Origin of the sequence: Vibrio sp. NH-UV-68 (assembly GCF_042940635.1) — a bacterium.
GTDB lineage: Bacteria > Pseudomonadota > Gammaproteobacteria > Enterobacterales > Vibrionaceae > Vibrio > Vibrio pacinii.
Genome location: NZ_CP134976.1, coordinates 1,261,214 through 1,287,216 on the forward strand (window position 1 = coordinate 1,261,214; position 26,003 = coordinate 1,287,216).

A 26,003-nucleotide genomic window follows, 5' to 3' on the forward strand; every position below is an offset into this window, starting at 1 on the left:
AGTTCAATAGTTATGTGGTTATGCACTCGTTTTCTATTTCTCCATCTTTCAATAACGTCAAATAGGCCTTTGAAACCATGTTTAACATTTTCTTCTTGGGATTCATTTTGTGATAAGACATATAAACAGGAAGCTCAAGACTATCTAGATCTTGCAACGATTCAATGTCAATCCCTTCGATAGAAAATGCACGAAATGAGGCATTATTCAAAAGCAATATGAGTGGTAACTCTTTAGATACCTTGAATAAACTGTCAATATCTGGAAGGATAAGACGCGGCATTTTTTTTATTTTTTTACTACAATCCTTTTGGCACTGCTCAATAAAATCCACGATAACATTATTATTGCTAGAACTACCTAGATCTAGCATTGCCAAATAGCTTATACCGTCATTGTCTAACTCATCTCTGTTAACTACCCGATAAAAGGAATATTTATCTGTATATAGTTGCTTATTCTCGATTGCACCGGACTCAAATCGGTAATAAGATAACACCATATCTAAGTCGCACGCTCTAAGCTGGCTATGCATTTCTTGTTCATTGAAATGCTCACTAGTCACGGTTACCGATAGTAATTTATCTTTGTCTTCTCTATAATGATAATAGTGTGAAATGATTTCACCGCTTAAATTCATCTTAATTTGTGGTAAAACACAGGCTTTAATAACCTCGTGATTCATATAACAATTTAATTGATGAGATAAATTAATTAACATTGAGTTTGTATCAACTTCTTGATATAGACGACAGCCTTCCTTGGTTGGTTTGAAATCATTTTTGTCCGAGTAAAACAACTTCTTCTGGACTATCTGTTCAAGTTCATTGAGGGAACGAGACAGTCGACATAATGGAATGCCAGTTTTTTGCGCCGCAGTTCTCAATCCATCGTAACGGTAGATTGCCTCGAAGTGAATTAAAAGTACTGATAAACTTGATATGTTTTGCATATAACATCCTTTCCACTGACCTAACGATTTATCGTATTGTCCTTCATCGTTTTTCTTTTACTTTTTCTGTTTTTTCGGGTGAACCTAAATCAATCTTTTTCAGTTTTTATTTTAACATCAACTAATATTGACAAAAAAAACACTTACGACAAGTAAACGCAATGTTTCAATTAATAGTGTTTCATGAGTTTTGATTGATATTGATTGATATGTGGTATGTGATATGTGATAGACGATAAGTTGTTTGTATTTATGATGTGATTTTATTAGTGTAAAGTATTTGTCTAAAGATTAATTACATTCTTATTTTTAATTAAATTTTACAAACAATTTTTACTGGTTGAATATAAGCCTACCTAAGAACCAAAAACCACTTTGTTGATATCGACTATATGTAATAAATTTAATAAAGGACTTCACGAAAGTTATGAGTAAACGTTAAACAACATACACAGCCAAAACTAAGAATTTGTTTTATTAGACTTTTATTTTTCAAGATAAGGCCTGAATAGAATAAATAATGGTTACATTTATTCTATTCAGGAAAGAGGGAGATAATGCCATAGGCTTCCGAGTATGAATACGACACTATGCTATTGAAAATATAAATCACTGACTATTGATTCACATTACATACCTCTTTTTTCTTAGAGTTATCATAAAACCATTTTACTACAGGCTTATTATGTAATGCAGCTTTGGTTGTTACAAAATAAAGCATTGACGACATAAATGGCTCGCGCTCATAAACAAAATCTTCTTCAATATTTTTTAGATTATCAGCCAAGCAGACACCTACGAATCGAGTTTCTTTAATAACCTTATAGTAATGAGAGACATTTTGAGTAATGAATCCCACCTGATTTTCAGGTGCTACTCCAAAGTATTTTTGAAAATCCACACCAGTTTGACCCAACCAAGAGTATTTAGCGAATTTTGTCGATTCATTGATATCATCTGATCCAATTGAGTCGTAATACTTTTTAGAGGCAATGAGCGATGTTTTATGCTCTCCAATTCGTTCAGAAACAAAGCTTATAGAGTTATTGGGTTTGTAATCAATCATAAAGTCCAGTTCACCGTTAACCATAGCCATATAGGCCTCCTCACTGGAGCTAAACCTAAACCCTTCATTAATTACAAGTTCTGTACCAAATTCATGGTTAAACTTTACCAATTTATCAACTAAATTAAAAACTGACATCTGAGGTGGAATCAGTGCATTGACATAACGACCATTTGATTTAAACAGACTATAGCTATTTACTAACTCACCATTGTTTACTGTTAACCGTTCATAAAGAGAATGTGCGTATGCTGTAGGGCGAAACTTACCTTTTACATTAATAAATAGTTGTACTCTACTGTCTTCCTCTAATTCCTGAATAGCTCTTGAAATTGTAGCTATGGACATACTTAGATTTGCTGCTGCTTCACGATAGTTACCCTGTTCGTATAACTCATTAAAGATAATTATGTTCTTTAATTGCTTCCTCACAATTACACACCTTGTTACAAAATTTTCGAGACGAATTTAATTGACAGGACACTCATCGAAGTTAGCGTTTAGTTATTTATTTTTCAGGATAATGTCAACTATTTTTAGCATATTAACTCTAATATTAAAAAACACATACAAATCAGTTGCTTTATGATTAAATAAATTACAATCATGTATTTTTCATGGGAATTTATTCTACACCCCATAGTAGAACTATCCTCACTCACATTAAAAAAAAATATAAGATCGACAGTTTGAGATACAAGATAATTATTATTTTATTACTAGACATTCAAAAAACATTAAACTCTAAATACCTTAGTCAGTTTCTGAATATATAGTCCTGATCTTTCGTCCACATCGGATAAGATAACGCAGGAGTTGAATGTATAGTCCTGATCTTTCGTCCACATCGGATAAGATAACGCAGGAGTTGAATGTATGTAACTCAATGTGTCATTGGTTACTAAATCTGATGCATTCAACATAGCTCAATGGTGATATGGTTAGCTGTCAGGAAAACTACTATGTCGCGAAAAATGAGCCAGTCGTATGGAATGCCATTTGGTTCTGTGATGAAGTTTCTTGCCCTTAACTGACTAGAACGACGCTGCCTCAACGTTAATTCGCGAGTCAGACATATACCTACATTCCTATCATGGGTACAAAGTCGGGTTACCCCACACTAAGATTGAGCTCTGTGAAATGTTTTCATACTAAAAAATCAATTGAGGTTGTGAACGTACGGAAACAAAAAAAGGGATCTATGGTGTGATGCCAAGACCCCTTTTTTGAAACATTGTGTCAATCTAAACGATTACTAATCAGTAATCGATACGCATGAAACACTATTTTGGTCACTATTAATGTGATTCCCCAACGTTCCATTCGACAAAGAGATCGTTCTATAATTCATTTGGTTTATATATGTTGTTGATGACCAATACCATTCTGTTGTAGGCCAACCTAACCTCTCGGACAATTTACCATGTTTTTTAAATAGACCATTCAATTCATCTATCGTTGGCATCCTCCAATTATCTCTTCCTGCGAAATTCAAACTCGCCAAATGTGCACAATACCTATCAGATTGCCTATCGTCAGTAATTGCATGCCCACCGTTGCCGTTCATAACGAACTCAGCAAACTTTCCGTTATTACTATCTATCTCACTAGCATAAGTTCGGCCTGTGTTAGTTTTAGTTTGATCTGCGCTGTAGCCTAATGGCTCAAGAAACTCAATTGAAGGTGTCGAGGTAAACCAATTACCTTTGCTATCATCAGCCACTTTCAAACAATTACCTGCGGCGTTATTGGGATCCTTATCATTTATTTGATCACCACAAATAGTGGTAACCACTGGCGTTGACGCAGTAATCAACACATCCAATCGATCGTGCCCACCTTGTAAACTGCCCGAGCCCTTCCAAGATATGGTAATGAGCGTACCACTCTCATCCAATTTTTCACTGTCTATTGCACTTGTATCTAGCTCTCCCGTCACTGGATTAATCGTCACCCCTAGTTCCGTTGCAGATTTACTAATACTCCAGACGCCTAGCGTCTCATCATCAGGAACCGTAATATCGTTGCCATCTTCTAGTTGAACTGTGCTTTGCGCTTTGACGCTTTCACCCACAAGAATCTGGTTATCTACTAATGGTACGCCATCTTTCAGTAACACTACCTCCGTACTTGAAACCTCGGCCAAAGTCACCATAAACGCTTTATCTTGAACTGTTTGGCCTTCAAACCAACCGTCATCAAGGAAAGTCGCTTGAACGAAGAAATCTTGCTGAGCTAAAGTCAACGCCTCTTCCACATCCGGGATGGTCACTTTCCCTTCGCTGGTCGGGTTTAACGCTTCAACCTTGTTGTCGCTTGAATCAACCACACTCCAAGAAATATGGTTCGCGTCCGGCATATCTAACGTGGTTTGAGTTTCGTCGGTCGTATTGAGTTCAAAGGTGACGCTTGCTTGCAACGACATTCCTGGCGTCACTGCCTCGTTATCAAGCACTAAATCGACATTCTCTACGTTTTGCGCCGATATCGGATTATCTTCATCGAAGTCATCCCATCCTTCGACATTTTCCTGACCCGCGAGGTAACCATCACCGTCGTTGTCCGCAGCCCCATCGTTGACTGGGTTGTTTGTATCGTTATCATCCCAACCTTCAATGGTTTCCTGTCCCTTTTTGAGACCATCGCCATCATTGTCTTTATTGCCATCTTGTGCCGGGTTACTAGGGTCGTTTTTACCCCAATCATTTATCTCTTCTAAACCATCTTTGATGCCGTCACTATCGCTGTCTAGGTGTCCCTCTTGAACGGGGTTGTTGGCATCGTTTTTATCCCAACCTTCAACGGTTTCCTGACCATCTTTAATTCCGTCACCATCGCTGTCTAGGTCACCGTCTTGCACTGGATCATTTGAGTCACTTGGGTCAGTGCCATTGTCGATTTCTTGTTCGTCATTGATGCCGTCCCCATCGCTGTCACATACCGCATAACCTGAACATACGGAACCTCCCCCAATTGGCGGCCCACTATTATCCTCGTGGCCACATGCACTCATTAGCAGCGCCACCATTAATGGTGCCACCTTTTTTATTTGCTGTTGATTAACGAACTTCATACTATAAACCTTGTTGCATAATCTTAGTTCCAACCACCGAACTGGGAGTGTGGCTATTTCATCTCTGTGTTTACATGCAATGCCATTCACCATTTCATTCGAAGTGATTTGTTATTTAGAGGACCATCAAGGACATGTTGCGGTCGATTGATTGTTGACAACCAGTAAAACTGACTACAGTTACACTCACTGAAGCCATGCCCGTTTTTCCTAGTAACGAAAGTGTTACAGGACAGAGGCAGCTTGACTATTGAACGATGCGTTCACTGTTTGGAGGGGAACTTTTATAGGTATGTTCATTAAAAAGGGCTCTGCGGCATAGCGCCCAGAGCCCATATTGCTAGTTGCTAGTTGCTAACAAAAGCTAGTATTACTAACCTCCGGTCGACATACATGAAACATGATGTAGTGTACCACCGAGGTTATTTTCAACTCTACCTGATGACAAAGACAGTATCTTGTATTGTTTCGGTGTGAGATGTGATGATGTCCAGTGCCAATTTGCAGGCCAACCTAAAGTTGCATCGACTTCGCCATGCTTCTCCATCAGACCTTGTAACTCTTCAAGCGTTGGTATCCTCCAATCATCTCTTCCTGCGAAACTCAAACTAGCCAAATCAGCACAATACCGTTCAGATTGCTTATCGACATCAGTTGCAGACTCCATCGTAAATTCAGCAAATTGACCATCTTCTGGATGATTAACTCCAGTACCAATATGCAAATCCGCATAAGTTCGACCTTGGTTATCATCGCTCCTATCTTCTGTATACCCTAAGGGTTGAAGAAATTCAATTGAAGGTGTCGAGGTAAACCAATTACCTTGATTGTCATCAGCTACTTTCAAACAGTTACCTTTTGCAATAGTTGAATCGGTATCATTTAGCTGACCACACATCGGACCAACTTTTGACTTGGAAAGCAATACCACAAAACTATCGTGCCCACCTTCTAAGCTGCCTGCTCCGGTCCAAGATACCGTAATGTTACTGCCATTTTCTCCTAGCTGTTCAGGGCTCACTTTACTGGTATCAAGCTGACCCGTTACCGGATCAATCGTTACCCCTAGATCGATTGCTGTCTGATCTAGGCTCCATTCACCTAAGGCTGCATCAGCCGGAGCGATAATCTTACTACCATCAGCCAAATTAACTGTACTTTGCGCAGTAATGTTATCTCCGATGGAAATTTCGTTATTCGCTAGTGGCTGACCATTTTTTAAAAGCGCTACTTGAGTACTTGAAACCGACGCCAAAGTCACTTTAAAACTCTCTTGTTGGGGAGCCTGACCAGCAAACCAGCCATCATCAAGGAAAGTGGCACGCATTGCCAAGGTCTGACTAGCAAATTCAAGCGCACTTTCTGAATCAGGAATGATGACATACCCTTCCGTGGTTGGCGTTAACCCGACCACTGTATTTCCCTCACTATCTACGATACTCCAATTCACATGGTTGGCATCCGCGAAGTCAAGGGTACTGAAGGACTCTGGTCCTCCTTGCACCTTAAACTCAATCAGGCCCTGCACACCCATACCCGGTGATACGGTGGTGTTATCCAATTTTAAGGTCGGGTTCTCTACCTTCTCTGCCGCAATCGGATTATTCGGGTCGTTATCATCCCAACCTTCTACCGTCTCTTGCCCCGCAGGGAAACCATCGCCGTCCTTGTCGGCAGCCCCATCGATTGCAGGGTTGTTGGCATCGTTGTCGTCCCAACCTTCTACTGTTTCCTGACCTTTATTGATGCCATCTCCATCACTGTCGAGATTGCCCCCTTGCACTGGGTTGTTGGCATCGTTGTCGTCCCAACCTTCTACTGTTTCCTGACCTTTGTTGATGCCATCTCCATCACTGTCGAGATTGCCCCCTTGCACTGGGTTGTTGGCATCGTTGTCGTCCCAGCCTTCAACAGTTTCCTGACCTTTATTGATGCCATCTCCATCACTGTCGAGATTGCCCCCTTGCACTGGGTTGTTGGCATCGTTGTCGTCCCAATTATTGATGCTTTCCTGACCTTTGTTGATGCCATCTCCATCACTGTCGAGATTGCCTTCTTGCACGGGGTTGTTGGCATCGTTGTCATCCCAATTATTGATGCTTTCCTGACCTTTTTTGATGCCATCTCCATCACTGTCGAGATTGCCCCCTTGTACTGGGTTGTTGGCATCGTTGTCGTCCCAGCCTTCTACCGTTTCCTGACCATTGTTGATGCCATCACCATCACTGTCGAGATTGCCCCCTTGCACTGGGTTGTTGGCATCGTTGTCGTCCCAGCCTTCTACCGTTTCCTGACCATTCCTGATGCCATCACCATCACTGTCGAGATTGCCCCCTTGTACTGGGTTGTTGGCATCGTTGTCATCCCAACCTTCTACTGTTTCCTGACCATTCCTGATGCCATCACCATCACTGTCGAGATTACCTCCTTGCACTGGATCATTTGGGTCGCCTGGGTTAGTGCCATTATCAATTTCTTGTTGATCACTGATACCATCACCATCACTGTCACATGCTCTATACGTTGAACAGACAGAGCCTTCCCCTTCTCCCTTAATTTGCTGCTGAGTAAGCAAACTATTCCCATCGTTTCGACAAGCACTCATTAACAACGCCACCAATAACGGCGCCATCATTTTCATTTGTTGTTGATTAATGAATTTCATACTAAAACCTTACTGCTTATGGGTGGTTTAAATCACCACCTCTGAAATGTCCACTTCAATTCGAATCTGAGTGCTACCACTCAAGATTTAGTTCGAGGTGGTTTAATCTAGATGACCATCTAAGACATATTGCTTCCGATTGATTGTTCACAGCTTGTGAAACTGACTTTATGTAGGCGTCCCTGCTTAACTTGAAGCCCGTTTCCACTAAGCTGACTAAATTTTCACAGGATAATGACACCCTGCCAATCAAACAGTATGTTTAATTGATAGAACTAAAAATAGATTGACAATGACGTTAAAAGTTCGCTTTTCAAACACTGAGGCAGTTATAGGCAAAAGTAGTTAAATCATATTTAAAATATAAATAACAACAACTTAATGAAACTGCATATTGAGATGACATGACTCTGGTATTGTTAATTCACCGATAAAATGAATTGGCTACAAGGCAAGCTGAATAAGCATGATGCAAATCAATAAATAATCATAGGGAGTGAAAAACACAGTGTTAGTTGGCCGAAACTCCCCAAAATATTATGAGCGCGTACTAGGTCGCTAATAAAAAACCCTACTTACAAGTAGGGTTTATTTTTGATCTGTGGCAAACTTGAACTACCGCTTTATTTTTAAATTAATACTTAAAGGCATATTTAGGTCTTTCTATTACTGATTTACAAAGCTCTAAAACTATACTCAGATTGTTGACAACCAGTAAAACTGACTCCAGTTACACTTACTGAAGCCAGGCCCGTTTTTACCTCGTAACGAAACTGTTACAGGACCGAGGCAGCTTGACTATTGAACAAAGCGTTCACTGTTTGGAGGGGCAGTTTTTACAGGGTCATTTGGGTCTTTGGGGTTAGTGCTATTGTAACCCTCCCCAAAAAACTGGTCATTAGCTATTAGAGTTTTTCCGTTTACACTGAAACAAACGGAGAACGCATGATGAAAAAATCACGCTACACAGAAACGCAAATCGTAAAGATCCTGAAGGAAGTCGAAGCAGGACGAAAGGTTAACGAAGTCTGTCGTGAATATGGCATCTCTGATGCGACATACTACAACTGGAAGTCCAAGTATGGTGGTATGGAAGCGTCAGATGTTAAACGGCTCAAAGAGCTCGAGGATGAGAATCGGAGGCTCAAGCAAATGTTTGCAGACCTCAGCCTCGAGCACCGTATCGTTAAAGATATCCTGGAAAAAAAGCTGTAAGGCCAGCGGTTAAACGCGAGCTCGTCGATTACGCTCGCAAACACTATCAGGTCAGTTTGCGAATGGCCTGCCGCGTAGTTGGCATTAGCGACTCAGTCTATCGCTACCGACCAGAGCCTCATCGAGATGATGAGGTTATCGCTAAATTGCAAGAGGCAGTAGAGCGGTACCCTGCATACGGTTTTAGCAAATTATTTAAAGTACTTAGGCGCTGGGGACACCGATGGAATCATAAACGAGTCCATCGAGTGTACTGTTCGCTCAAGCTAAACCTACGGCGCAAGGGCAAAAAGCGCCTACCTAAACGAAATCCAGCGCCACTGGTATGCCCAGAGTCGATCAACAGTTGCTGGTCTATCGATTTCATGAGTGACGCATTGCTCTGCGGCAGACGCTTTCGTACGTTCAATGTCGTGGACGATTTCAACCGTGAGGTGCTAGCGATTGAAGTAGATCTCAATCTGCCTGCACCACGCATTATAAGGGTGCTAGAACGCATTATTGCCTGGCGAGGGTACCCCAGTAAGCTGCGCATGGATAATGGCCCTGAATTTATCTCGACCACTCTGGCTGAATGGGCTGAAGAAAACGCAGTTGAACTGGAATTTATTCGCCCAGGCAAACCAACGGAGAACTCCTATATAGAGCGATTTAACCGAACTTATCGGACAGAAATACTCAACATGTACGTGTTCAAAACCTTGAGCGAAGTCCGAGACCTGACAGAAAAATGGATGAAGGAATACAACGATGAACGCCCTCATGATTCACTCGATGATCTGACTCCTTGGGAGTATTTAGCAAGGCATGAAAGTAGGAAAAACTCTAATTTAGAGTGCCACTAAAACAGGGAGGGTTACACTATTAGCAATTTCTTGTTCATCCCTGATACCATCGCCATCACTATCACATGCTTTGTAAACGGAGGTTGAGCAGGCGCCTCCCCCTCTTCCTGTGAAGATAAGCCACTTCCACCCAAACTAGGTGTGAAAATACAGAGAGGCTAAAATAAAAAATTAATAATCCATTGAATTATATTTACAAAGCAAAAAATTAAATTAATAAACCAATAAATAGTATTAACCTAGTAATATTAAGTCTATGAACCAATAGAAAGGTGTATATGCACGCTAAATGAACATGGTGTAAATCAAGAAAAGAGGCATCGTGGGTGTAAAAAAAGGGCTCTAGCCATAATGCTAGAGCCCTTATATTAATTTCTACGATAACTGCTATGCCACGATACAATGGCATACTAAAACCTAAACTGGTATGTTTGTTACTGAACTGGTTTAGTGGTTTCGGTTTCGATCACCACTTCTGGCATAACGATTTCAACACGGCGATTGTGCGCACGGCCACTGACTGTCTTATTCGACGCAATAGGTCGCAGCTCACCAAAACCTTTCACTATGATGCGAGAACGGTCAATTCCTTGAGCGGCCAAGTAATCCGCCACGCTTTGCGCGCGTACTACCGATAACGATTGGTTGTAGTTAGCGTCACCAACACTGTCAGTATGGCCTGTGACCTCTACCGTCGTATCTGGATACTTCTGCAAGCGCGCCAACACTGGCATCAACTGCATTTTTAGAGCTGGAGTAATTTTTGTACTGTCACTCTCAAACAAAGCCTCACTGTTTGTAGCGCTCAGTATCTGAGTATAGGTCTCTATTACCTGTTGCTTAGGTGGCGACACGGTTTCCTTCACCTCTGGTTTTACTTCTTGTTGCACCTTCTCAACTACAGGCTCACTAACAACGAGAGGGGTATGTGTGCTCGATGCACCAAAGCGGTAATTCAAACCTAAACTGACAAAGTGAACATCCGATGAACCAGTCACATCATCACCTACCCCATTGATGTATTGATACTCTAATCGAGTGGTCCAATTCGGTGACAAACGGTATTCCGCTCCTGTTCCCAACATCAATGATGCTCCAGTGCCACTATCACTTACCGAACCCACTACTGGCTCATTAGCCTCCTTGTCTAACTGCCACAAGAAGGTACCGCCTTTACCAAATACGACCACTCGATCATTGAGTGCATAATCCGCCTTTAGGCCTAGCTCAATCCCCTGAACCAGCGCGTCATAATCCACCGAACTCGAGGGTTGGCCAATGGCTGGATACGTCGCCAATGGGCCACCTAAATAGTCATAGCCACCTTCAACCGCTAGCCAATCATTGAGCTGATAGCCACCATATACACTGGCTCCTCCACTAACGTCATCACACGACAAACTGTTCGCCGAACAAGGATCATCAAATATAGCCGCTCCCAATTTGCCGCCAACATAAAATTCACCCGCTTCGGCAAAACCCACCGTAACCCCTGTGGACAGCAAGACACTGACCAGTATTGCAATTTTGTTTTTCTGCATTTCCACTACTCCTTGTTATAGCCACCCATAACGTTTGGCTATAAATTTAAATTTATGCGATGTGATTACTTTGTTATTAATTAATGACCGACAGTGGAAAAACTGTGCAGCCACCGGACTTAGACCGCCCAAGGAATACATCTGTGATAATCTCTGTTGAGTATCCCAACCCATATGTGTACGTTTGCGCTAAATCTTGTGAAAGTATTGCAAGCTAACGGACACCTGCCAATTAAACAAAATGTTTCATTGGTAATGAGTTTTGTGCCCAACAGCTGCGGTTAGACGTGAAAATGCCGCGAGTTCAGAGGCAAGACTCGCTTATTAAATGTAGTTGTCTGATGAAAAACAACGGCTTTTAAAAACCGTTATTTGTTTGTTGTAGACATGAGTCTCTACCGGCAAAAGTCGGTTGTAGGTATTCTTGCTTATACCGATATCAGTATGATAATGCGCTATGCTCACTTGCACCCGATCACCAATCGTAATTTGTCGCCACTCTGTCGCCACTTTCCATTTTTTAGGCAAAAAAAGAGCCACTAAAGGCGTATTCCCGATCAGTTAAGCTGACTGGCATTACGCTAAAAAGCGGCTCTTATACTGAAACTATATCTTCAAATTTTATGTTTACTTGCTCAACTCTAAGATGTCTTGAACAAAATTCTTAGATAGGCTTACTTTATAATCTGTAACCATTTTCTTCTTCTTGGCTTCTTTAAGGGCAGAGTTCGTGGCATCTAGTGAAATTTGCTCATACTTATCTGCCCCTTGCACCAATCCATGATTGTTTGGTCGTTTAAACTCTGCTTCAATCTTCCCATCTTCTTTAACTTGAATGGACTCTAGCTCAACTCCAGTAGGACGTAAAAAGTTAACTATGTGGATCCTCATCATTTGTTGAAGTGTGTAAGCTGAGGTCTGTGCAGTACGATTAGCAATTCCTTTTACAAACCATTTTAACCACGGTGTAGCCATTAGTTGATTTTCAGTAGAATCTTTTGCTGATTTTCTGGTCATCAGTTCAACAAGTGTTGCATGAGAGGATGTTAAGTTTAAGTGTGATTCAACTAAATTGTTTAGCACATTTGAGCTAAGCATTAAGCTCGGCGCACCTGGCTCTATATCCCATGTTCCATCAACACGCAGAGTTACGGTGCACTCATTTCGAATATCGAAATCCTTTTCAGTTACATTAGCTGCCTCTTTAGAAATTTGGTTCATGTCTGCGAGCACGTTACTTTCAAACGAACCAGTACTAACGTAGAAACTTACTTTAGGAACAATATCGTACTCGTCACTCGGATCTGGCACCCATGAGTAACCGATAAACCCACTCTCGCTTTCAACGCCAAAAGTCATACAGTTGTACCAACTAAATCTCATTTGATCATCTGGGTCGAATGCATTTGTCTTAACCATAACTTCCTTAACATCAGCTTGATCACCAGCTTCAATGAGGTGGGGGTTCCGATGCTCTTCACCAGGGAAAAACTCTGCATCCCAACTCATCCCCAAATCTGTATCTGTCATGGCTCGAGTCATTATTTTTGTGTCCAGTCCTACAGCGTGGTTTGATGCACTGGCTTTCAACTTGTACTGTAAAGGAATGGTAAAGTTACTTAGGTCTCCAGGGCCTGTCTTATCTAATGTCATATATGCAGAGGAATTCGCGAAAACCTCCTTTCCGGCCGCTTTTTCTGGTTCACTTAGGAACAACCAAAATTTACGAGATTTAGACTGTTCATTTACGATATTGATCTTGTATTCTGTAGTCATGTTTTAAGCCTTATATTTAACTAGTAATATTTAATTTATCAGTATAACTATCTAACTGACCGGTTCAGTGTAGAAGCAATCACTACATGCACAATATGAATCATATTGCATTTATCATATATTAAGCATGACTCACACAAGCCATGAATCCAAAGAGACTTCTCAAATTTTATTTGTGATAACAAAGGCACATTTAGAACGTTTCAATGCTAAAAATTCAATCCTATACTACTCACGTCCAAATTCAGCTCTGCCCCCTTCTCGCTCTTAGCTTTGTATACTGTGACAGGCTTATCTGACTTAATTCGGAGTTCTACTTCGGATTTGCTTTTTAAGGTTGACTCGTTAGTGGTTGGTTGGCTTGGTATTGCTTTGGCGTAGTCAGATTTCCTGACTGATAAGCATGGTATTGTGAGCTAGTCGTTTCTCGGCGGTTTTGTCTTTAATGCCATCCAGTTTATTGGCATGGATGGTTAGATTTGTTTTGTCGATTTACGTTGGCAGAAAGGCGCCCCTAGTATTGCGACATTGAACTCTGAGTTCGCCCGATTTAAAGCCATGTTTAGTAAGTTGAAAGAGCTAAAAGAATGGAAAAGGCAAAAAAAGGAGCCGCAAAAAGCGGCTCTTAATCATTCGGAATTTACGAAACGTTCTAGTTTCACTCTTTACCGAATACGTTGTTCTCTTGCTCTTGTACACGGATAAAAGTCGTACGCTTAGTTAGCTCTTTAAGCTTTGCTGCGCCTACGTAGGTACACGTTGAGCGGACACCGCCGAGGATGTCAGAGATCGTCTCATGAACGCTACCACGGAATGGCAATAGTACGGTTTTTCCTTCAGCTGCGCGGTACTTAGCCACACCACCAGAGTGCTTCGCCATGGCTGACTGAGAAGACATGCCATAGAACTTCATGAACGTTTGTCCATCCTTTTCGATACGTTCACCGCCCGCTTCTTCGTGGCCAGCAAGCATACCGCCAAGCATAACGAAATCAGCGCCGCCACCAAATGCTTTAGCTACATCGCCAGCACAAGAACAGCCACCATCACCAATGATCATACCGCCAAGGCCATGCGCTGCATCACCACATTCAATGATTGCCGAAAGCTGCGGATAACCGACGCCAGTTTTGACTCGCGTGGTACAAACCGACCCTGGGCCGATACCGACTTTGACGATATCTGCGCCCGCAAGGATAAGCTCTTCACACATATCCCCTGTCACGACATTGCCCGCTGAAATGACCTTATCAGGGAACGCCGCGCGAACTTTTTCTACATACTCAACAAGGTGCTCTGAGTAACCGTTAGCAATGTCGATACAGATAAAGATCAGCTCATCACTTAGCGCCATAATATCTTGGGTTTTCTGAAAATCCGCTTCAGACGTCCCCGTTGAGACCATCACATGCTTTAGCGTCGCGCTGTCGGCCCCTTTAACAAAGTCGGCCCAATCTTCAACGGTATAATGCTTATGCACAGCCGTCATGACATCATGCTCTGCAAGTGCTCGCGCCATTTCAAAACTACCGACTGAATCCATATTAGCGGCGATTACGGGGGTCCCTGACCATTGACGCCCGCTATGCTTGAAGGTAATATCGCGGGTTAATTCAACTTGAGAGCGACTTTTTAACGTTGATCGCTTAGGGCGAAATAGCACGTCTTTGAAGCCTAACTTAAGTTCTTGTTCGATACGCATTAATACAGTTCCTTTCTCGTAAAAATCGGAGTGTCGGTGCGTTTTCAGTCAGCGTTGGCAGACGCTTTACTGAGTTTCGGACACAAAAAAACCGGAGCGTTGGCAGACGCTCCGGTTTTCAGCATTATAGGTCGCAATTTAATTCTCGCAAGACTGATATTCCTCATTTTTTTATGCTACAGTTCGGTTAAGTTGCATACCTACACAACGCCCCCTTCCTGATTCAATCTCACTAAAAAGATAATAAACAATTACTTACCGTATATTTTAGCAAGCGTTTGCGCACCCTTTCACGATTTGACTGCTGACGTCTATTTGACCTATTCAATGACTAAAGTGAGTATCTGTGAGCCAAAGCATCACTTAATCATGATTTTTATCGGTTTTTAAATGAGATAAATAAACAAAAAAGCAGCGATTGACGCTGCTTTTTATCTAATAAGCTTAGATTACAGCTTAAAGAACGCCAGTTGTGCTTTTTGCTTTTCAGCCAGAGTCGATAGCTCTTGGCTCGCACTGGCACTTTGGCAAATACCTGATACGTTTTGATTTACCAGTTCTGACATATTAACAACGTTACGGTTAATATCTTGCGTCACTTGGGATTGCTGCTCGGCCGCTGTCGCGACCTGCGCATTGGCATCATTAATGTTGGCTACCGATTCAGTAATCCCCAGTAACGCACTATTAGTCTGCTCTGCAAGCTGATTGTTCTTAGCTAGAACGTCTAAGCTCACCTGCATACTGTCGTTAGCGCAACCTGACTGTTTTTGCAGATCTTCAATAATGGTCTGGATTTCACCTGTCGATTCTTGCGTGCGCGCCGCAAGCATACGCACTTCATCGGCGACAACGGCAAAACCACGCCCCGATTCACCCGCACGCGCGGCCTCAATAGCGGCGTTCAATGCAAGTAGGTTCGTCTGTTCAGAGACACTGCGAATAACTTCAATCACATCACTAATCTGCTCTGATTGCTGTTTCAGATTCATCACAACTTGCGCCGCCTCATTCAAGGCATTGCCCATCTGCACACTGGTCTGTTTGCTTTCTTCAAAAATATTCAAACCTGACTGAGCAAGCTGATCGGCCTCACGAGCTGTTGAATCAGCAATTTGAGCATTATCACTCACGTTATCAGCGGTACTCGATAGCTCGTTCACCGCCGAGGCGACTTGCTCAATTTCAGCCAACTCTTGCTGCGCGTTAGCTTGGGCTTGCGTCATTACTGCGGCCAACTCGGTTGAGGCCGAGGCCACTTCTTCACTAATTCGGCTCAGTTGTTCAACCGTGGTGTGGAGCTGTTGTGCCGTCAGATTGACATCTTGACCCAATTTGGCAATTTCATTTTGCCCCTCAACATTGGCGCGAATAGAGAGATCTCCTTGTGCCAGCTTACGCATCACTTCTTGCAACGCAAAAATTGGGTTGACGATAAGTCCAGACAAGATCCAAGCCACCATCAAAGAGATAAACAATACCACCAGCACCAATATCATCGCGGTCGTTTTAACTTTGGTGTTTTGCGCGTCACTGCGAGCCATGGTATTTGCCGCGTAATCGTTCACTTTAACCGAAAGTGCGTTGAGCGCTGCGATCATCTCGATACCCGACTGACGATATTGACTGATGAAACGGTTGTATTCCTGATCGGTCACTTGACCAAGATCGCGTCTAGATAATGTTTCAACCGCTCGATGGGAAAATTGAATGTAGTTTTCAATGACACTGCGCGTTACGCTAACGTCTTGACGAAATTCAGCGTTATTCGCCATAAGATCAAGAGCTTTATCAATACTGCTTAGCGTTGTTTGCAATTCATCAACGAACTGCTTACGTCTTGATGAGTCATAAATCGCATAAACCGCACTGATTCGTAAAGGATAAAGCTGATCACCAATTTCAGCTAATGTATCTTTATAGACAATCAACGAGTCGATACTCGCATTTACCGTTTTTTGCTCTTGTTCGAGATTCACTTTGGTTATCCACAGGGTGACAAGTAAGGTCAACGTGGTGAATAAGACAGGTAAAAGTACCTGAGTACGTATTGATAAGTTTTTCAGGGAAATATTCATTATTTTGTTCTCATGACGTCGTTGCTGCCGAATTATAATCAACGGCTTTTCTTGGGATAATCGAGTCAAAGAGTGTAAATCTCATTCGACTACTCGCGCTGCAGTGATCGATTAAGTTACATAATCCATAGACTGAGTAAGGATACTCAAATCAAACTATGCAATCAATTTATAAAATAGATGCAGAGCACTAAAGTGACTATATACTAATCAATCAGTTAGGTATTTCTTGTCTGGAATGCAGAGCACTAATAAAAACAGCGGCAAAGAGCCACAAACTTTAGCTATTATTTGGCTGCTTAATCTCAATGAAGGCTGTCAGTAGATGCTATTTAACCTGAGGGGACAAAGGGACTGTGTTATCGCTCGTCTTTTGGTGAGTCCATCACGACCATGGTTGTGATCGATTGCACTTGAGTACACTCACCGAGCACATCAGCATGAAACTTTTTATAACTGGCAAGATCTTTAGTTTCTACCCTCAACAGATACTCATTAGCACCAGTAATGTTATGACATTCAACTACCTGTTCGACAAAACGAACGTGGTCTTCAAACTCTTGCTGAGACTGCTTTTTGTGACTACACAACCCGATAGAAACATAAGCGATAAAACCAACACCTAGCTGTGTATTATCCAATACCGCACGATAACCTTTGATCACCGCGCGCTTTTCTAGCTCTTGCACGCGTCTTAACGTCGCCGAGGGCGATAACCCAATGCGCTCAGCAAGCTCAACATTCGACACTTTTCCATCGGCTTTAAGCTCGTGCAATATTCTTTCGTCAAACTTATCCATAATTAACCTTTGTTGTGCAAATACGTAAAATCATGCAAATAAAAGCACATAATTGCCCAGCTTTCTACATAAGATAATCATTATTCAGTTATCCGCTATTAGCACGCAATATTATTGCGCTTACTTTGACATTAGGAACATGCCATGGAATTTGAACAGCTCGGTGCTTTGATTGTCTTTGCTTTTGTCTCAACGTTTACCCCCGGACCGAACAATCTAATGTTAATGACGTCCGGAGCAAACGTGGGGTATCGCCGCACCCTTCCCCACATGTGTGGAATCGCGTTCGGCTTTGCATTTATGGTGCTACTGATTGGGCTTGGGTTATCAGCACTGTTTAATACTTATCCAATTGTTCATATGATATTGAAATACCTCAGCTTGGCTTACCTTGCGTATTTGGCGATAAAAATTGCACTAAGTGGTCAGGCCAAAGATGTCGATAATTTTACACCTATGACGTTTATGGGTGCAGCCAGTTTTCAATGGGTCAATCCTAAAGGTTGGTCAATGGCACTCAGCTCTGTGGCCTTGTACAGTAATAGCGGTGGTTGGGTTGAATTGATGATCATTTCTATCACGTTTCTGGTCGTCAACTTCCCATCCGGCACCTTTTGGATTTTGGCCGGAAGGGAGTTACAACGGTGGCTGACAAGTGCACTGCGTATCAGAAGTTTTAACATCATCATGGCGTTACTACTGGTTGGCTCGACACTACCGATGATTTAAAGCTTCACTAGTAATCCACCGCTAAACAGGTAAAATCACGCTTTGTTGAGTTTACCTGTTTATGAATGACCAGATGCACCATCCAGACCGCTTATTTACCCGTTTTAACACATCGATAGAATCTTATTCACTGCCAGAAAAGTTTACCTATCCGTTTTACTATCAACCACATCCCTTGTGCGTTGAGGCAGCGAAACAATTGCAAGATTACCTGCGACAACAACAAGAGTGGCAGCATAATTTCGGCCTATCTAATGACGCGTCAGCAAGTGGCAAAATGTTCGGTGTATTACTGGTTGAAAGCCCCCAAGGTGAAGTAGGCTTTTTGGCTGCATTTTCTGGTAAAGTCGCCGACAAAAACCTATTACCCGGATTCGTTCCACCAGTGTTTGACATGCTCACTGAACAAAGTTTTTTTCGCCGCGAGCTGGCCGAGATCACCGATTTGAATCATGAGGTTAACCAGCTAGAAACCAGTCTCGAATTAGCGCAACTTAAACAGGCGTTAAGTACCCTACAGCAACAATATGCGATTGAGGAGTCTCAACTTCGAGAGCAGATGATCAACGCACGAGCAACACGTAAGGCGCAGCGGCAAAAAGCGCAACAGAACATGACCCCACAAGCCTTTACTGAGTTCAATGTTGAACTCAGTAAGCAAAGCGTGGCCGATAAAAATTCACTGAAGTACTTAAAGCTTGAGTGGGAACAAAAAATTGCTCAAATACAACATCAATTCGATAAACTCGACACAAAGCTTTCAGCGTTTAAAAATCAGCGCGCGACGCTTTCCAACCTACTACAAAATAAACTGTTCGATCAATACCGTTTCTTAAATGCACTTGGCGAGCATCAATCACTGAAAGCTATTTTTGCAAACACCAATTCGCCTACCCCTCCAGCAGGCGCTGGTGAATGCGCGGCACCTAAACTGCTTCATTTTGCCTTCAAGCATGGCTTTAAGCCGCTTGCCATCGCTGAGTTTTGGTGGGGGGCATCACCTAAGTCAGAAATTCGACAACACGGACAGTTTTATCCTTCGTGTAACAGTAAATGTCAGCCAATATTGGGTCATATGCTGAAAGGGCTTAACGTCGACGATAATCCTTTAGAAGATAACTGGGCGCAAGACAAAGAGCTCGAGATCATCTACCAAGACGAGGCAATCGTGGTCGTCAACAAACCTTCTGGGCTGCTTTCTGTTCCGGGCAAGGTGATCAACGACTCGGCCTATACTCGCTTGCAAGCGCGTTACCCAGACGTTGAAGGGCCGTTTGTTATTCATCGCCTCGATATGGCGACCTCGGGGCTGTTGGTGTTTGCACTCACCAAGCGTGCCAACAAAAGCTTACAACAGCAATTTATGTCTCGCAGTGTTGAAAAACGTTATGTCGCTCTCCTTGAAGGGACGCTAGAACACAGCGAAGGCGAAATCCATTTGCCGATGCGTGGCGACCCGATTGACAGACCTCGTCAACTGGTGTGTTTTGAACACGGTAAACCTGCCCAAACTTCGTGGCAGACCATTGAACAGCAACAAAATCGCACCAAACTTTATCTGTATCCCAAAACGGGCCGTACCCACCAATTGCGTGTTCACTGCGCGCATCATTTAGGACTGGCGACGCCCATGGTTGGGGATACTTTATATGGTGAAAAAGCCGATCGTTTGCATCTGCACGCCGAACGACTAGAACTTTTTCACCCCTACAGCAAAGAGCGAATGACGTTTCAGGTTGCAGCGGAGTTTTAAGTCACGACAAAGAGTGAGTGGATAACGGTGAGTATGTAAACTTTTTGCTGATAATTTCATCATCATCTATCCTTTATACAATATGCAAGACAAACAAGGATAGAAACATGCTCATGAGAATCATTTCTTTACTTTGTATTACTGCTATCGCGTCACTCAGCAGTGTTGTTAGCGCCAATACCATCACCCTCGCCAATGGTGAGTGGGCACCTTACATGTCAAAATCACTCAAACAAGGTGGCTTTATGACACAAATAGTCAAAGAAGCTTTCGAAGCAGAAGGATACCAAGTTGAGTTTACTTACCTACCTTGGAAACGTGGTTTTGAAGAAGCCAAGGCTGGCAAATTTGATGGCTCGCTAATTTGGGGCCGTAATTCAGAACGCGAGCAATTCTTCCACTTTACTGACCCTGTTATTACCTTAAGTACCGCCCTATTCCAACAAAAAAACAACCCTATTTCATGGAGCGACCCTAGCGATCTCGGCAAGCTCAAAGTTGGTGGTGTCACTGGTTATGCTTATGGTATTGAAGAATATGAAAAGTCTGGCCAAGTTAAGATTCAACGAATTGCCAGTGCAGACAACAACTACAAGAAACTGAGCGCAGGTCGCTTAGACGTGGTACTAGAAGATAAAGATGTAGGCATGGAACTGATTACCCAATTGAACCTAGCCGACAGTATTGAGCCAAATGCAAAAACGCTCTCAGACCGTGATTATTTTGTGATTATTTCTAAGCAATCGCCTCGCGCTCAAGAACTGATTGACGCTTTCAACCGCGGCCTAGCCAAACTAAAAGCAGAAGGGAAACTGGACGCTTACCGTGACGCATCATTCCGAGGTGAATATAAGATGTAGCGCACGACGTTAGAGGTGAATTTTACAACTTGGGTCGATAAAGGTTAACCTCCATGGCAACACTACATGGAGGTTAATATGTCTGATTATCGTGCAACAATACAATGGCAACGTGCACACAACGAAGCGTTCAATGACAATCAATACAGCCGAGGCCACACATGGCACTTTGATGGTGGGGTTGTCGTTCCAGCCTCATCTTCACCTCATGTCGTTCCATTACCTTTTTCGGTAGCCGAAAATGTTGATCCAGAAGAGGCCTTTATTGCCGCTATATCCAGTTGTCATATGTTGACTTTCCTTGGCATTGCGGCCAAACAACGCTATGTCATTGATCGCTATATTGATAATGCCGTAGGTGTAATGGAACAAGACCAACACGGTCGAACGGCAGTCACCAAAGTCACCCTAAGGCCCGAAATTGTCTTCGCCGGTGAGAAACAGCCAAACTTAAAACAGCTTGAGAAACTGCATCACCTTGCTCACCAACACTGCTTTATTGCTAACTCAGTGAAAACCGAAATTACCACAGAAATAGTGACTCAGCGACCATAAACAAAGCTGCTCATTATCGTCATCTTCATGCTACACTCTGCTTCAATTAAGGGTGTTATTTGCCCTCGTCACTATCAAGATCCAGAGTGTAATCATGTCATTCGCAAAACTTGGCCTCAGCCAACCTATTGTCGACGCTATTTCCCAGCTTGGCTACCCAAAACCGACCTCCATTCAGAACCAAGCGATTCCCGTTATTCTCAAAGGAGAAGACCTAATCGCAGCGGCGCAAACAGGAACCGGTAAAACCGCGAGCTTTGTCTTGCCTATCTTGGAGAAGCTAAGCCAAGGCGAAACTCAGCGCAAAAAACGCATTCGTGCGCTTATTCTTGTACCAACTCGCGAACTGGCGGTACAAGTTGAACAGAAAGTGCAAGAGTACGGGCAGCATCTGCCTTTAACCTCATTGGCAATGTACGGTGGCGTTGATGAAAAAGCACAAAAACAAGCCTTGATCGAAGGCGTTGATATTTTAGTCGCCACTCCGGGTCGACTGCTCGACTTGTATGGCAAGCGAGCGCTGCATTTTGATGAAGTCGAAATATTAGTGCTTGATGAAGCCGATCGTATGTTGGATATGGGCTTTATCGATGACATCAATAAAGTGTTGGATCGATTACCAACTGACATCCAGAATTTGCTGTTCTCTGCGACGTTATCGAATAAAGTTCGCGATCTCGCTAAAAGTGCAGTCCACGACCCTTACGAAATCTCAATTGCGGCCAATCAAGCTTCAAAGAAAAACATTGAGCAATGGCTTATCACCGTCGATAAAGATCAAAAGTCTTCACTGCTCAGCCATATGATTAAAACTAATGACTGGGATCAAGCGCTTATTTTTATTGAGACCAAACATGGTGCAGCAAAACTGGCTGCTCAGTTAGAGAAGCGTGGCATTGTTGCAGAAGCATTCCACAGCGGTCGTAGCCAAGCAGTACGTTCACAGTTATTGGCCGACTTCAAAGCAGGAAAAATCCAATATATGATTGCAACTGGGGTTGGTGCTCGTGGTATCGACATCGAAGGGTTATCACGTGTCATCAATTACGATCTTCCTTTCCCAGCGGATGAATACGTTCACCGGATTGGGCGTACTGGCCGCGCCGATGCCAGTGGTGAGGCCATCTCATTTGTGTCTAAAGATAATTTCAAAAACCTGTGCATGATTGAAAGTCGTCTAGGTCATTTGATTGAACGTCGTGAAATAGAAGGGTTTGAGCCGCGTAAACCCATTCCGGTTTCCGTACTTAATTACGTTCCCAAAAGCAAACGTCAAAACCAGGAGGAATCATGAGCGCACCAAGCAAAATTACTTTTTTTGAGTTTTTGACGCCGTTAATCACCTCTGGCCAAAAGACCATTACCATTCGAGACGAATCGGAGTCGCATTATGTGCCCGGAACCACGGTCGAAGTCTATACCTTAGAGACCGACCAAAAGGTATGTAACATTCGTATTTTGTCGGTAAAGCCCCTTCGCTTCGATGATATCAATCAGTTTCACGCTAAGCAGGAAGCGATTGAACTGCCAAAACTCAAGCAGCTGATCCGTGAAATCTATCCAAATACCGATAGATTATTTGAAATAAGCTACGAGCTAATTTAACGTTCAAGTTCACCAACCAAGCGATCATTAAACGATCGCTTGGTGTTTTGATTAATCATCCTGTTGGTTTGTTTTTTAGCCACTAGACGACTGGTCTAATTTAATTTATAGTCTCGCCATGAACGCAAAAACTCAAGACACTCGCCAACACATACTCGCCATTGGTTACCAGTTAGTGGTGACCAAGGGCTTTACTGCGGTTGGTTTATCTGAACTACTTAAAACGGCCAATGTACCGAAAGGCTCTTTCTATCACTACTTCAAGTCAAAAGAGCAGTTTGGTCAGGCATTAATTGAAGAGTATTTCCGCACCTATATCGCTCGTCTTCATTCAGTACTCAATACTGGGCAAGACACAGGCTTAATACGTGTATTAGACTATTTTTCAAAATGGCTTGAGATAGAAAATGGGGTATGTAACGCCAACAAGTGCTTAGTGGTTAAGTTAAGCGCCGAAGTCTCGGATTTATCCGACACCATGCGTATAACGCTCGCGCAAGGTGCAGAGAAAATCATCAGTCAGTTAGCCACCAGCATACAAGTGGGTGTCAATGACGGTTCCATCCAAGCCCTTGATGCCGAGATGACGGCAAGACTCTTGTATCAACAATGGTTGGGTGCCAGTTTGCTCAATAAACTCAATCAAGATCAAACCAACTTACAACACTGTTTTGTGGCAACAAAACGTTTATTAACCGCTTAATAACTCCCGTCAAATACAATGACGGGATTTTTTAAAGACCATGCTAGACGACTGGTCTAATAACGAGGAATAACCATGACAAACTCTACTAATCGACGCATTGTGCTTGCTTCACGCCCTGTAGGCGCACCGACAGACACCGATTTTCGTCTCGAAAACAGCGACAAACCAGCGCCTGGCGAAGGTGAAATGCTGCTGCGCAGTGTATACCTATCACTTGACCCTTACATGCGCGGCCGTATGAGTGATGCTAAATCTTATGCTGAACCCATCGCCATTGATGACGTGATGGTCGGCGCTACCGTCTGTCAGGTTGAAGCCTCTAATCACCCAGAGTTCGAAGCAGGAGAATGGGTTCTTGCTTACACAGGTTGGCAAGATTACGGTATTTCAAATGGTGAAGGTCTGATCAAATTAGGCAAGACCCCAACTCATCCATCGTATGCACTTGGTGTGATGGGTATGCCTGGTTTCACCGCTTACATGGGGCTACTTGATATTGGCCAACCAAAAGCAGGGGAAACGTTAGTCGTGGCCGCAGCAACTGGCGCAGTCGGCTCTATGGTCGGTCAAATTGGTAAACTTAAAGGTTGCCGTGTCGTTGGTATTGCTGGCGGTGAAGAAAAATGTCGTTTTGCTAAAGAGCAACTTGGTTTCGATGAGTGTATCGACCATAAAGCTGACGATTTCGCCGAACAACTAGCGAAAGCCTGCGACAACGGCATCGATATCTACTTTGAAAACGTCGGTGGTAAGGTATTTGATGCAGTCATGCCACTGCTGAACACCAGCGCACGAATTCCGTTGTGTGGCCTGATCTCACAATACAATGCAACCTCACTACCTGAAGGCCCTGACCGACTGTCAATGCTGATGGGACAATTGCTCGTTAAGCGTATCAAGATGCAAGGCTTTATTATTTTTGATGACTATGCACATCGTTACAACGAGTTTGCCAACGATATGGGTCAATGGTTAGCAGAGGGTAAAATCCACTACCGTGAGCATTTAGTCGAAGGGCTAGAAAATGCACCACAGGCATTTATCGGTCTGCTTGAAGGGAAAAACTTCGGCAAGTTAGTTGTTCAAACCAACCAGCCACTATAGGAAACCAACATGATTAAACTTCATCACCTCAACCAATCACGTTCAATGCGCATTATTTGGTTGCTTGAAGAGTTAGGCCTTGAATATGAAATTGTGCCTTACAAAAGAGACAGTGTCACTTTTCTTGCACCGCCAGAACTTAAGTCCGTGCATCCATTAGGTAAATCACCTGTGATTGAAGAAGACGGCCGTGTGATCAGTGAATCTGGTGCTATTACCGAGTACTTAATTGACAAGTACGCTCAGAAAAAATTAGCACCTGAAAAAGAAAGTGCAGCCTATATTGACTACTTGCAATGGTTACACTTTGCTGAAAGCTCAGCGATTTTGCCTTTGCTGTTAAAAGTTTTTATTGCCAAAGATGGCGCTCCAACTAACTTTATCGCCGATTACGCCGATGCAGAAATCAAAAAAGTGATGAGTTATGTTGAACAACAACTCGAAGGAAAGACATATCTGGTTGAGGAGCGTTTAACTGGCGCGGATATCATGATGTCATTTGTGTTTGATATTCTCGCTAAATTTGGGTTACTTGAGCACTATCCGAACATCCATCGCTACAGCAAGCAACTGGCTAGTCATGATGGCTATCAAAAAGCACAAAAACTAGAAGCGCAATACGGTTAATATCAAGGGGAGCATCACGCTCCCCTTATTGATTGTTCTCACCTATCAATTTAATACCAATAAGCGATTATTCTAAATACCTTTAGCCTTGTATCGTGTTTGTAAAACATCTACCAATCTTGTGGCGCAATAATCAATCATGCACTAACTTTAACAAAGGTAGTAAAAATACGAGCAAAGGTGCATATCGGCGCTTTGCTAGATGAGCATAATGATAGAAGGAACTGGCAATGAGCGACTTTAACTTCTTTAAGCTATTTGATACCAAAGAACTGTTTATTTTCTACTAAGGTCTTACCAAGCCTTCAATACATACTGAGGTGTCAATTTTAATAATCAAGTGCCGCGCCA

The 26,003-nt window shown here is 42.8% G+C and carries 19 protein-coding genes and 1 pseudogene; 11 read left to right on the plus strand and 9 right to left on the minus strand.

What is annotated here, in order from left to right; genetic code table 11:
* Positions 1-10: 10 nt before the first annotated feature.
* The 4 genes from ViNHUV68_RS19895 to ViNHUV68_RS19910 form a co-directional block, all read right to left on the minus strand.
* Positions 11-952: a LysR family transcriptional regulator gene (locus ViNHUV68_RS19895; RefSeq protein WP_038176782.1), complete on the minus strand. Its 942-nt coding sequence runs from the start codon at positions 950-952 to the stop codon at positions 11-13.
* 616 nt (positions 953-1,568) lie between these two features.
* Entirely contained in the window at positions 1,569-2,450 is an 882-nt protein-coding gene (locus ViNHUV68_RS19900) for a LysR family transcriptional regulator (RefSeq protein ID WP_038176783.1), read from the minus strand.
* An 823-nt stretch (positions 2,451-3,273) separates the two neighbouring features.
* Positions 3,274-5,091 (minus strand): DUF1566 domain-containing protein, encoded by a 1,818-nt coding sequence (locus ViNHUV68_RS19905; RefSeq protein ID WP_391090904.1) that lies wholly within the window; start codon positions 5,089-5,091, stop codon positions 3,274-3,276.
* A 373-nt stretch (positions 5,092-5,464) separates the two neighbouring features.
* Positions 5,465-7,756, minus strand: a complete 2,292-nt coding sequence (locus tag ViNHUV68_RS19910) for a DUF1566 domain-containing protein (RefSeq protein WP_391090905.1) — start codon at positions 7,754-7,756, stop codon at positions 5,465-5,467.
* 948 nt (positions 7,757-8,704) lie between these two features.
* On the opposite strand from ViNHUV68_RS19910, the gene ViNHUV68_RS19915 reads away from it, so the two are divergent.
* A protein-coding gene (locus ViNHUV68_RS19915) for an IS3 family transposase (protein WP_391090223.1) occupies positions 8,705-9,816 on the plus strand; the annotation gives its coding sequence in 2 pieces (ribosomal slippage) (positions 8,705-8,957 and positions 8,957-9,816; 1,113 coding nt in all).
* Between the two features lie 434 nt (positions 9,817-10,250).
* Here the strand turns inward: ViNHUV68_RS19915 and ViNHUV68_RS19920 are convergent.
* Complete coding sequence (locus tag ViNHUV68_RS19920; protein WP_391090907.1) at positions 10,251-11,357, minus strand: outer membrane beta-barrel protein; 1,107 nt, start codon at positions 11,355-11,357, stop codon at positions 10,251-10,253.
* A gap of 627 nt (positions 11,358-11,984) precedes the next feature.
* Positions 11,985-13,133, minus strand: coding sequence for a hypothetical protein (locus tag ViNHUV68_RS19925; RefSeq protein WP_391090909.1), 1,149 nt, complete (start codon positions 13,131-13,133; stop codon positions 11,985-11,987).
* A gap of 477 nt (positions 13,134-13,610) precedes the next feature.
* Here ViNHUV68_RS19925 and ViNHUV68_RS19930 point away from each other — a divergent pair.
* Positions 13,611-13,727: pseudogene (locus ViNHUV68_RS19930) on the plus strand (site-specific integrase); the annotation flags it as partial.
* A 64-nt stretch (positions 13,728-13,791) separates the two neighbouring features.
* Here ViNHUV68_RS19930 and ViNHUV68_RS19935 read toward each other — a convergent pair.
* From ViNHUV68_RS19935 to ViNHUV68_RS19945, 3 genes are all read right to left on the minus strand, one after another.
* The gene (locus tag ViNHUV68_RS19935; protein WP_038175970.1) at positions 13,792-14,835 is read right to left on the minus strand and encodes a GMP reductase; all 1,044 of its coding nucleotides are present in this window, start codon (positions 14,833-14,835) and stop codon (positions 13,792-13,794) included.
* A gap of 449 nt (positions 14,836-15,284) precedes the next feature.
* Complete coding sequence (locus ViNHUV68_RS19940) at positions 15,285-16,913, minus strand: methyl-accepting chemotaxis protein (RefSeq protein WP_038175971.1); 1,629 nt, start codon at positions 16,911-16,913, stop codon at positions 15,285-15,287.
* A gap of 359 nt (positions 16,914-17,272) precedes the next feature.
* Positions 17,273-17,713 carry an Lrp/AsnC family transcriptional regulator gene (locus ViNHUV68_RS19945; protein WP_038175972.1) on the minus strand — a complete coding sequence of 147 codons (441 nt, stop codon included), beginning with the start codon at positions 17,711-17,713 and terminating at the stop codon, positions 17,273-17,275.
* 144 nt (positions 17,714-17,857) lie between these two features.
* Between ViNHUV68_RS19945 and ViNHUV68_RS19950 the strand changes: the two genes are divergently transcribed.
* From ViNHUV68_RS19950 to ViNHUV68_RS19990, 9 genes are all read left to right on the plus strand, one after another.
* Complete coding sequence (locus ViNHUV68_RS19950) at positions 17,858-18,442, plus strand: LysE family transporter (protein WP_391090911.1); 585 nt, start codon at positions 17,858-17,860, stop codon at positions 18,440-18,442.
* 73 nt (positions 18,443-18,515) lie between these two features.
* The gene (locus ViNHUV68_RS19955) at positions 18,516-20,195 is read left to right on the plus strand and encodes a pseudouridine synthase (RefSeq protein ID WP_391090913.1); all 1,680 of its coding nucleotides are present in this window, start codon (positions 18,516-18,518) and stop codon (positions 20,193-20,195) included.
* 113 nt (positions 20,196-20,308) lie between these two features.
* Positions 20,309-21,055, plus strand: a complete 747-nt coding sequence (locus tag ViNHUV68_RS19960; protein WP_391091878.1) for a transporter substrate-binding domain-containing protein — start codon at positions 20,309-20,311, stop codon at positions 21,053-21,055.
* A 78-nt stretch (positions 21,056-21,133) separates the two neighbouring features.
* Positions 21,134-21,610, plus strand: coding sequence for an OsmC family protein (locus ViNHUV68_RS19965; RefSeq protein WP_391090915.1), 477 nt, complete (start codon positions 21,134-21,136; stop codon positions 21,608-21,610).
* Between the two features lie 94 nt (positions 21,611-21,704).
* The gene (locus tag ViNHUV68_RS19970; protein WP_391090917.1) at positions 21,705-22,904 is read left to right on the plus strand and encodes a DEAD/DEAH box helicase; all 1,200 of its coding nucleotides are present in this window, start codon (positions 21,705-21,707) and stop codon (positions 22,902-22,904) included.
* A complete protein-coding gene (yqfB, locus tag ViNHUV68_RS19975; RefSeq protein WP_157631177.1) occupies positions 22,898-23,215 on the plus strand; it encodes a N(4)-acetylcytidine aminohydrolase in 318 nt (105 codons plus the stop codon). Before ViNHUV68_RS19970 ends, yqfB begins: the two co-directional genes overlap by 7 nt.
* Positions 23,216-23,333: 118 nt before the next feature.
* The gene (locus ViNHUV68_RS19980) at positions 23,334-23,918 is read left to right on the plus strand and encodes a TetR/AcrR family transcriptional regulator (protein ID WP_038175980.1); all 585 of its coding nucleotides are present in this window, start codon (positions 23,334-23,336) and stop codon (positions 23,916-23,918) included.
* A gap of 75 nt (positions 23,919-23,993) precedes the next feature.
* A complete protein-coding gene (locus tag ViNHUV68_RS19985) occupies positions 23,994-25,025 on the plus strand; it encodes a zinc-binding dehydrogenase (RefSeq protein WP_391090919.1) in 1,032 nt (343 codons plus the stop codon).
* 9 nt (positions 25,026-25,034) lie between these two features.
* Complete coding sequence (locus ViNHUV68_RS19990) at positions 25,035-25,652, plus strand: glutathione S-transferase N-terminal domain-containing protein (protein ID WP_391090921.1); 618 nt, start codon at positions 25,035-25,037, stop codon at positions 25,650-25,652.
* Positions 25,653-26,003: the final 351 nt, after the last annotated feature.

What these genes read in the sequence shown, in the direction of transcription:
- ViNHUV68_RS19895 (WP_038176782.1), bottom strand. Translation starts at nt 952, where the DNA reads ATGCAAAACATATCAAGTTTATCAGTACTTTTAATTCACTTCGAGGCA.
- ViNHUV68_RS19905 (WP_391090904.1), bottom strand. Translation starts at nt 5,091, where the DNA reads ATGAAGTTCGTTAATCAACAGCAAATAAAAAAGGTGGCACCATTAATG.
- ViNHUV68_RS19910 (WP_391090905.1), bottom strand. Translation starts at nt 7,756, where the DNA reads ATGAAATTCATTAATCAACAACAAATGAAAATGATGGCGCCGTTATTG.
- ViNHUV68_RS19920 (WP_391090907.1), bottom strand. Translation starts at nt 11,357, where the DNA reads ATGCAGAAAAACAAAATTGCAATACTGGTCAGTGTCTTGCTGTCCACA.
- ViNHUV68_RS19925 (WP_391090909.1), bottom strand. Translation starts at nt 13,133, where the DNA reads ATGACTACAGAATACAAGATCAATATCGTAAATGAACAGTCTAAATCT.
- ViNHUV68_RS19935 (WP_038175970.1), bottom strand. Translation starts at nt 14,835, where the DNA reads ATGCGTATCGAACAAGAACTTAAGTTAGGCTTCAAAGACGTGCTATTT.
- ViNHUV68_RS19940 (WP_038175971.1), bottom strand. Translation starts at nt 16,913, where the DNA reads ATGAATATTTCCCTGAAAAACTTATCAATACGTACTCAGGTACTTTTA.
- ViNHUV68_RS19945 (WP_038175972.1), bottom strand. Translation starts at nt 17,713, where the DNA reads ATGGATAAGTTTGACGAAAGAATATTGCACGAGCTTAAAGCCGATGGA.
- ViNHUV68_RS19950 (WP_391090911.1), top strand. Translation starts at nt 17,858, where the DNA reads ATGGAATTTGAACAGCTCGGTGCTTTGATTGTCTTTGCTTTTGTCTCA.
- ViNHUV68_RS19955 (WP_391090913.1), top strand. Translation starts at nt 18,516, where the DNA reads ATGCACCATCCAGACCGCTTATTTACCCGTTTTAACACATCGATAGAA.
- ViNHUV68_RS19960 (WP_391091878.1), top strand. Translation starts at nt 20,309, where the DNA reads ATGAGAATCATTTCTTTACTTTGTATTACTGCTATCGCGTCACTCAGC.
- ViNHUV68_RS19965 (WP_391090915.1), top strand. Translation starts at nt 21,134, where the DNA reads ATGTCTGATTATCGTGCAACAATACAATGGCAACGTGCACACAACGAA.
- ViNHUV68_RS19970 (WP_391090917.1), top strand. Translation starts at nt 21,705, where the DNA reads ATGTCATTCGCAAAACTTGGCCTCAGCCAACCTATTGTCGACGCTATT.
- ViNHUV68_RS19980 (WP_038175980.1), top strand. Translation starts at nt 23,334, where the DNA reads ATGAACGCAAAAACTCAAGACACTCGCCAACACATACTCGCCATTGGT.
- ViNHUV68_RS19985 (WP_391090919.1), top strand. Translation starts at nt 23,994, where the DNA reads ATGACAAACTCTACTAATCGACGCATTGTGCTTGCTTCACGCCCTGTA.
- ViNHUV68_RS19990 (WP_391090921.1), top strand. Translation starts at nt 25,035, where the DNA reads ATGATTAAACTTCATCACCTCAACCAATCACGTTCAATGCGCATTATT.